This is a genomic window from Streptosporangium sp. 'caverna' (genome assembly GCF_003203775.1).
GTDB lineage: Bacteria > Actinomycetota > Actinomycetes > Streptosporangiales > Streptosporangiaceae > Streptosporangium > Streptosporangium subroseum.
Map to the genome: position 1 here is coordinate 7789680 of NZ_CP029711.1, position 8486 is coordinate 7798165.

Consider the following 8486-nt stretch of genomic DNA (forward strand, 5'->3'; position numbering starts at 1 on the left):
CAGGTCGTCCTGTGCCGATCCTCGGTGCCGTCCGCGCTGGTCCACACCCCAGCGTCACCCCTAGGCGGGTACGGCGATCGCGGTGATCACGAGGCCGTCGCGGTGGATCCAGCGGCCGGTGAACCCGGTCAGCGGGCCGGCGACGGTGCTCGGCGGCGCCACCAGCAGCGTCGCGGTGAACCCGCCGTCCGGGTCCAGCTCGATCCGGGCCTGGTGGAACTCCAGGAACCGGCGGGTGAGCGGGAACCAGGCCTTGTAGACCGATTCCTTGGCGCTGAACAGCAGCCGGTCCCAGGGTGCTCCCGGTCCCAGGCGCCGGATGGCGGCCCGCTCCTCCGGCAGCGCGATCGCGTCCAGGACGCCGTCGGGCAGCGGCTCGGCCGGCTCGGCGTCGAGGCCGATCGTGCGCAGGTCGCCTGCGTGGGCGACCGCGCAGCCGCGGAAGCCGGCGCAGTGGGTCATGCTGCCCACGACGCCCTCCGGCCAGCCGGGCGCGCCGCGCTCCCCGGGAAGGATGGGCCCGGGCACCACCCCGAGCCGTTCCAGCGCGGTGCGGGCGCAGTGCCGGACGGTGGTGAACTCGCGGCGGCGTTTGTCCACCGCCCGCGCGATCACCGCCTCCTCGGCCGGGAACAGCGAGAGGCCGGGCGGATCGGCGTACGTCTCGGCGGTCACGGTTTCCGCCGGCAGGACCCGTGCGAGCAGTCCGGTCGTCGACAGCAGGTCGTTCATCACGCGAGCGTAAGCATGAAGCTGGCCGCCGCGAGCATCGCGTCGACGGCCGAGCCGGGCGCGCAGGAGCGGCGCAGGGCGGCCAGCAGCCGCGCGTCCAGGCGGGCCGAGGCCGCCCGCCGATCCGGGTCGACCAGGCGGGCGGCCCTGTCCAGCCACGGGGCGGTCGCCGGCACGCCGAGGAAGCCGGCCAGCCGGGTCAGTTCCGCCGGGGCGTCGGCGACCAGGGCCTCGTAGGAGGTCATCATCCACTTCTCGGTGGGCAGCCGCAGCAGCTCGTCGGCTCCCTCGCAGGTCATCCCCGACCACAGCGCGCCGAACGCGGTCACCGGGATGTCCCGCCGCATCAGCTGGGGCAGCTCCGACGGGGTCGTCAGCAGCCGGCCCAGCTCCGCCGGGAGCAGCCGGAACTGGTCGGGCCCCAGCTGGTCCGGGGAGGTGACCCCGGCGATCCGGGCGGCCTCACGGCCCAGCAGTCTCATCCGGAATCCGGCGTGCCTGCTCATCGACAGCGCCGAGTCGGCGCCGTCCCGGGTGAGGTAGATGAACCGGGCTTCGGGAAACCGCTCCCGCAGCAGCGGCACCATCTCCAGCGACGCGCCAGACCGCTCCACGACCACCGGCCGGTCGAACCGTTCGGCCAGGTAGGCGAAGAGCGCCCGGTACTGGTCGGCGATCGGGCGCGCCGGCCAGGTGGGCACCTCCGCGGCCAGCTCGTCGTAGAGCGCGTCCGGATCGTCGGTGAGCATCGGCAGCGTCATGTGGCAGATCGCCGGGACGCCCTTGGCGGGGTCGAAGCGCCCGGTCCCGTACGGGTAGATCAGCTCGGAGACCTTGAGGCCCTCGGCGACCATGACGTCCATGGCCGGGTCGGGCTCGCTGAGCATCCGCCAGAACTGCGCGCCGTCCGGGGCGCCGTCGAGGTAGCCGCGGTTGCGCACGGTGCTGAACAGCTCGCTGAGGCTGAGCACCTCGGAGTGGACGCGCAGCATCTGGGAGACCAGCGTGGACCCGCACCGGCCGGTGCTGATCACGAACGTCGGAGTCATATCCGTCCTTGGAGCGTCAGGGAGAGCAGCTGGTCGCTGATCAGATTGATCACTTCGCGCTGGTGCTGGGCGAGGTAGAAGTGGCCGCCGCTGAACGTGCGCAGCTCGAACCCGCCGGTGGTGTGGTCGGCCCAGGCCTGGGCCTCGTCCAGGGTCACCTTCGGGTCGCTCTCCCCGGTCAGCGCGACGATCGGGCAGTCCAGCGTCGGGCCGGGCCGGTACCGGTAGAGCTCGGCGGCGGTGTAGTCGCTGCGGATCGCCGGCAGGATCATCCGCAGCAGCTCCAGATCGCCGAGGATGCGGGCGTCGGTGCCGCTGAGCTTCTTCAGCTCGGTGACGATGCCCTCGTCGTCGAGCTTGTGCACGGTCTCCACCCGGTGCCGGGAGGGGGCGCGGCGGCCGGAGGCGAACAGCGTGACCGGGGCGCCGGCCAGCTCACGCTTCATCCGTACGGCGACCTCGAAGGCCACGGTGGCGCCCATGCTGTGCCCGAAGAAGGCCAGCGGACGGTCCATCAGCGGGCGCAGCGCGGCGAACGACTCGTCGGCCAGCTCGGCGATCGTGGTCAGCGGCCGCTCCTCACGCCGGTCCTGCCGGCCCGGGTACTGCAGCGCGACCACCTGCATGGTGGACTGCATGGCGTCGGAGACCGGGTAGAAGAAGCTGGCCGAGCCGCCGGCGTGCGGGAAGCAGACCAGGGTGACCCGGGTGTTCGGCTCGTGGTGGAACCGGCGGATCCACAGGTTGTCGTCGGCGGGGTTGTTCATCGGGTCGTCGCTTTCGGTTCGAGGGGGAGGACTGCGCGGGAAGAAGGGGAGGCGGACAGCCACTCGTCGACGACTCGCGCCGTGGTGGCGGCATGCTCCTCCATGACCGAGAAATGGCTGCCGGGGGTGTCCACGGCACTGTGCGGCAGCGTCCAGGACGAGCGCCAGTCGCCGTCGCGCGACCAGCCGAACATCGGCTCGGTGGCCCGGACGAGCAGGGTGGGGGCCTGGATCGGAGTCGGCTGCCAACCGTGGAAGAGACGGACGTAGCCGCCCATCGCGGTCAGCCGGGTGTCGTCCATCGGGACGTAGCCGTCCTCTCGCTCGATCATGCCGGCGCTGAGCACCGGCTGGATGCCGGCGAGTGCCTCGACGTCGTGGGAGTAGATGTCGATGAGCACCAGCGCGTCCACGGCGACGCCGGCGCGTTCGAGCTCGGCGGCGACCGCGTGCGCGAGCATGCCGCCGGAGGAGTGCCCGACCAGCGCTGTCGGCGCCCCGCCGGTGTGCGCGAGGATCGCTTCCGCCTGGGCGGAGACCACCGCCTCCACCGTGGCCGGCAGCGGTTCGCCGCGGCCGAACCCGGGCGCGGCGACCGCGGCGACGTCCCGCCGCCCGCGCAGCGCACCGGCGAACCGGACGTACTGGTGCGGGCCGGAGATGGCCAGGATGGAGGGCAGGCAGACCAGGCCGGGCCCGTCCGCACCGGCGGCCAGGCGCATGACCGCGACCGGCTTGGGCAGCTCGCGGCTGGTGCGGAAGGCCGGGCGGAACGCCGACGCGGCGACCAGGACGCCGAAGAACTCGCCGCTGCGCCCGCTGGCCGAGGCTTCCCGGAACATCGCGCCGAGCGTGCCGGCGGCTTCCTGCGGCGCGGGCTGGTCCCCGGACGCGAACTGGTCGGTGAGGTGGGTCACGAGGGCGTCGGCGGTGGGGTGGTCGAACAGCAGCGTGGTCGGCAGCCGCAGCCCGGTGGCCGCGCTCAGCCTGTTGCGCAGCTCCACCGAGGTGAGCGAGTCGAAACCGGCCTCCAGGAACGGCCGGTGCGGGTCGAGGGCGTCGGGCTGGGCGTGGCCGAGGACGACCGCGGCCTGCCGGCCGACCAGGTCGGCCAGCGCCGCCCGGCGCTCGTCGGCGGGCAGCTGGGCCAGCCGGCGCTGGAAGGCGGCGAGCGCCTGCTGGTCCGGCGCGCCTCCGCCGGGCCTGCCGGCCGGGACGAGCCCGGCGAGGACCGGCGGAAGCGCTCCGGCGGCCTCGGCGGCGCGGAGCCCGGACACGTCCAGGGCCACCGGGACGACGAGTGGGCGCCCGGTGGCCAGCGCGGCGTCGAAGGCGGCGAGGCCCTGCTCGGCGGTGAGCGGGACGATTCCGCCCTGGCGCAGTCGCCGGTGCTCGGCGTCGGTGAGCGTCCCGGCCATGCCGGCGTCCCACAGGCCCCAGGCCAGCGAGGTCGCCGGGACGCCCTGTGCCCGCAGCTGCGTGGCGTAGGCGTCGAGGAAGGCGTTGGCGGCGGCGTAGTTGGCCTGGCCGGGGTTGCCGAAGATCCCGGCCACCGAGGAGTAGAGGACAAACGCGCGCAGCGGCCTGTCCTTCGTCGCGGCGGCGAGGTTGCGGGCGGCGTCGACCTTGGCGCGGAAGACCGTGTCGAGCCGCGCGGGGGTCAGGTCGGTGAGCAGACCGTCGTCGAGGACTCCGGCGACGTGGATCACGGCGGTCACCGGCTCGTCCCGCAGCGCCGCGGTGAGCGCGGCGGCGTCGGCCACGTCGCAGGCGACGGACCGCACCCTCGCCGGAGCGAGCTCGCGTTCGAGGTCGGCGTTCCCGCCGGAGCGAGAGATCAGTATGAGGTCGCGGACGCCATGGGCTTCGACCAGGTGCCGGGCGACGAGCCTGCCGAGCGTTCCGGTGGCCCCGGTGACCACCACGGACCCGTCACCGAAGTCGACCGCGTCGGCGCCCCTCAGCCGAGTCAGGCGCGGCACCGTGACCACTCCGTCGCGCACCAGCGCCTGCGGCAGCGGGAGCACCGTGTCCTCGGGCGCGTCCAGCAGGTGGACGCGGCCGGGGTACTCGGCCTGGGCGGACCGGGCCAGGCCCCACAGCGCGGCGCCGTCCGGGTCGGTGATCTCCTCGCCCGCCGCGCCGAAGGTCCGGATCACCAGGCGGGAGTCGGACCAGGCGGGGTCGGCCAGCCAGGCCTGCAGGAGCGTGAGCAGGGCGGCGGCGCGATCGCGGGCGGCGCCGGGCGCGGTGGCGTCCACGAGCAGCACCGCGGCGGGGGCCGGCAGCGGGGCACCGAGCGGGATCACCGCGTCCGGCGCCGCGCCCGACGCCTCCTGCGGGGTCCACTCGACGCCGTAGAGCAGGCGGTCCGCCGCTCCCCCACCCAGCTGGTCGGCCGTGACCGGCCGCAGCGTGAGCCGCTCGACCTGGGCGATCGGCAGCCCGGTCGGGTCGGCCAGATCGAGCCGAACCGTGTCGACCCCGCTCAGGGCCGTCAGCCGCACCCGCAGCTCGGTGCCGGCCTGGGCGAACCGGTGCACCCCGGAGAACGCGAACGGCAGCCGCAACCCGTCGCCGGGCAGCAGCGCCGCCGGGCCGATCGCGTGCAGGACCGTGTCGAACAGCGCCGGGTGCAGCCCGAACCCGTCGGCCGGAGCGTCGGTCCGCACCTCGGCGAACACCTCCTCGCCGCGCCGCCACAACCGCCGCAGGCCCTGGAACGCGGGCCCGTAGGCCAGGCCGGCGTCGGCGAACGTCTCGTAGAGCCCGGCCAGCGGCAGTTCCTCGGCGCCGGACGGCGGCCAGCTGACCAGGTCGGCGCCGACGTCGGCGGGTTCGGCTGCGGAGAGCACGCCGGTGGCGTGCAGGACCCAGGGCTCGCCGTCGTCGGCGCGGGAGTGGATGGTGATCGGGCGCCGTCCGTCCGTCTCGGTCACGGTGAGCCGGACCGCGACCGTACCGCGCGCAGACAGCGTCAGCGGTGCCTGCAGCAGCAGCTCGTCCAGCGCCGGCGCGCCGGCCTGCTCGCCGGCGGCCAGGGCCAGCTCGACCAGCGCGGTGCCCGGCAGCACGGCGCGGCCCATCACGGTGTGCTCGGCCAGCCAGGGCTGGGTGGCCGCCGTGAGCGTCCCGGTGAGGACCAGCGTGGAGGCGTCCGGGATCTCGATCGCGGCGCCGAGCAGCGGATGGCCGATCGGGTCGAGGCCGAGGCCGTACGCGTCGCCGGCGCCGCCGGGGCGCGGGCGGGGCCAGAGCCGGCGATGGGTGAACGGGTAGGTCGGCAGGTCCGCGTGGCCGGTTCCGCCGACGGCGGCCCGCCAGTCGACGTCGGCGCCGTCGACGAACAGGGTGGCGACCGAGGTCAGCAGGGTCCGCGTCTCCGCGCGGTCGCGGCGCAGCGCCGGCACGGCCAGCAGATCGGCGTCGGCGTCCTGGACCAGCGTGGTGAGCACCGCGTCCGGACCCACCTCCAGGACGCGGGTGACGCCCTGGGCGGCGAGGGTGCGGACGGCGTCGGCGAACCGGACCGGCCGGCGGACCTGGTCGGCCCAGTAGCCCGGGTCGGTCCACTCGCCCGGGGTCACCGGCGCCCCGGTCACGGTGGAGATCGCGGCCAGCTTCGGCTCCGCGAACGTCAGCCCGGCGGCGACCTCGGCGAAGTCGGCGAGCATGGGCTCCATGAGCCGAGAGTGGAAGGCGTGGCTGGTGTGCAGGCGGCTGGTCTTCCAGCCGCGCTCGGCGGCGTCCGCCGCGACCCGTTCGATCGCGGCGTCCGGCCCGGAGACGACGACCGCGTGCGGTCCGTTGACCGCCGCCACGTCGATGTCGGGGAACGCCGCCCGGACGTCGGCCTCGGCGGCGCGGACCGCGAGCATCCCGCCGCCGGACGGCAGCGCCTGCATCAGCCGGCCGCGGGCCGCGACCAGTGTGGCGGCGTCGGCCAGGTTCAGGACGCCGGCGGCGTAGGCGGCGGTGATCTCACCGATCGAGTGCCCGGCGACCACGTCCGGTGTGAGGCCCCACTGCTCCAGCAGGGCCAGCAGCGCGACCTCGACGGCGAAGAGCGCGGGCTGCGCCGTTCCGGTCTGGTGGATCCGCTCCTCGTCGTCGAGCAGGTCGTGCAGCGGCAGGTCGAGTGCGGCGCACACCGCGTCGAACGCGGTCGCGTACGCCGGGAAAGCGTCGTACAGCTCGCGGCCCATGCCGATCCGCTGGGCGCCCTGGCCGGTGAAGACGACGGCGAGCCGGCCGTGGCGCGCGGTGCCCCGTACGGTGCCGCCCTCGGCCAGTGCGGCCGCCAGTTCGGCCCGGTCGTGGCCGAGCGCGACGGCCCGGTGCGGCAACCGGGTCCGGCCGGCGAGCGTGCGGGCGACCTCGTGCAGCGGCACGTCCTCGCGGTCGGTGAGATACGCGGCCAGCCGGGTGATCTGGGCGTCCAGCGCGGTGTCGTCGGCCGCCGCGAGCACCAGCGGCGTGAGCGGCGGCTGCGGCCCGGCCGGTTCGAGCGCGACGGGTTCGGTGGTGGACGCGGCGGGGTCGGCGGGTGGGGCTTCGAGGATGACGTGGGCGTTGGTGCCGCTGATCCCGAACGAGGACACCGCCGCCCGGCGCGGCCGGTCGACCTCCGGCCAGGCCCGCGCCTCGGTCAGCAACTCCACCGACCCGGCCGACCAGTCCACCTCGGAGGTGGGCGCGTCCACGTGCAGCGTGGCCGGCAGCGTGCCGTGCCGCATCGCCTGCACCATCTTGATGATCCCGGCCACACCGGCCGCCGCCTGGGTGTGCCCCAGGTTCGACTTCACCGAGCCCAGCCAGAGCGGTTCGCTCCCGCGCTGCCCGTAGGTGGCCAGCAGCGCCTGGGCCTCGATCGGGTCGCCCAGCGGCGTGCCGGTGCCGTGTGCCTCGACGGCGTCCACGTCACCGGGTTCGAGCCGGGCGTTGGCCAGCGCCTGGCGGATGACCCGCTGCTGGGAAGGCCCGTTCGGCGCGGTCAATCCGTTGGAGGCGCCGTCGGAGTTCACGGCGCTGCCCCGTACCACGGCGAGGATCGGGTGGCCGAGCCGCTGCGCGTCGGAGAGCCGCTCGACCAGCAGCATGCCGACACCCTCGCCCCAGCCGGTGCCGTCCGCGCCCTCGGCGAAGGACTTGCACCGACCGTCGGGTGCCAGACCGCGCTGGCGGGAGAATCCGATGAACGTGTTCGGGGTGGCCATCACGGTCACGCCGCCGGCCAGCGCCAGCTCGCACTCCCGGTTCCGCAGCGCCTGGATGGCCAGGTGCAGCGCGACCAGCGACGAGGAGCAGGCGGTGTCGACGGTGACGGTCGGCCCCTCCAGGCCGAAGGTGTAGGCGACCCGCCCGGAGGCGATGCTGCCGCCGGTGCCCATGAAGCCCTCGGCCGCGTCCGCGGACTCGCCCACCACCAGCGCGTAGTCGTTGTACATGATGCCGACGAACACGCCGGTCCGGGATCCGCGCAGCCCCAGCGGGTCGATCCCGGCGCGCTCGAACGCCTCCCAGGAGGACTCCAGCAGCAACCGGTGCTGCGGGTCCATCGCCAGCGCCTCACGCGGCGAGATCCCGAACAGGCTCGGGTCGAAGTCCGCGGCGCGGGCCAGGAAGCCGCCGTCGCGGGAGTAGGTCGTGCCGGGGTGGTCCGGGTCGGGGTGGTAAAGGTTCTCCACGTCCCAGCCCCGGTCGGTCGGGAACGACCCGATCGCGTCCCGGCCGGAGGCCACCAGCTCCCAGAGGTCCTCCGGTGAGCCGACCTCGCCGGGGAACCGGCAGGCCATCCCGACGATCGCGATCGGCTCGGACGCGGCCTGCTCGGCCTCGCGCAGCCGCTCCCGGGTGTCGTGGAGCTCAGCGGTGACCCGCTTGAGGAAGTACCGCAGCCGATCCTCGGGAACTTGGCCTGGCTCGCTCATGTGCTGTT

At 74.7% G+C, this 8486-nt stretch carries 4 protein-coding genes; all 4 read right to left on the reverse strand.

Going from position 1 to position 8486, the window contains the following annotated elements:
* Positions 1 to 60 precede the first annotated feature (60 nt).
* The 4 genes from DKM19_RS33925 to DKM19_RS33940 are packed head-to-tail and all read right to left on the reverse strand — an operon-like array spanning position 61 to position 8478.
* Positions 61 to 732: a 4'-phosphopantetheinyl transferase gene (locus DKM19_RS33925; protein WP_110706184.1), complete on the reverse strand. Its 672-nt coding sequence runs from the start codon at positions 730 to 732 to the stop codon at positions 61 to 63.
* A complete protein-coding gene (locus DKM19_RS33930; protein WP_110701437.1) occupies positions 732 to 1781 on the reverse strand; it encodes a sulfotransferase in 1050 nt (349 codons plus the stop codon). Before DKM19_RS33930 ends, DKM19_RS33925 begins: the two co-directional genes overlap by 1 nt.
* Positions 1778 to 2548, reverse strand: coding sequence for a thioesterase II family protein (locus DKM19_RS33935; RefSeq protein ID WP_110701439.1), 771 nt, complete (start codon positions 2546 to 2548; stop codon positions 1778 to 1780). The genes DKM19_RS33930 and DKM19_RS33935 overlap by 4 nt, the downstream gene beginning before the upstream one ends.
* Complete coding sequence (locus DKM19_RS33940) at positions 2545 to 8478, reverse strand: type I polyketide synthase (protein WP_110701441.1); 5934 nt, start codon at positions 8476 to 8478, stop codon at positions 2545 to 2547. The genes DKM19_RS33935 and DKM19_RS33940 overlap by 4 nt, the downstream gene beginning before the upstream one ends.
* Positions 8479 to 8486 lie beyond the last annotated feature (8 nt).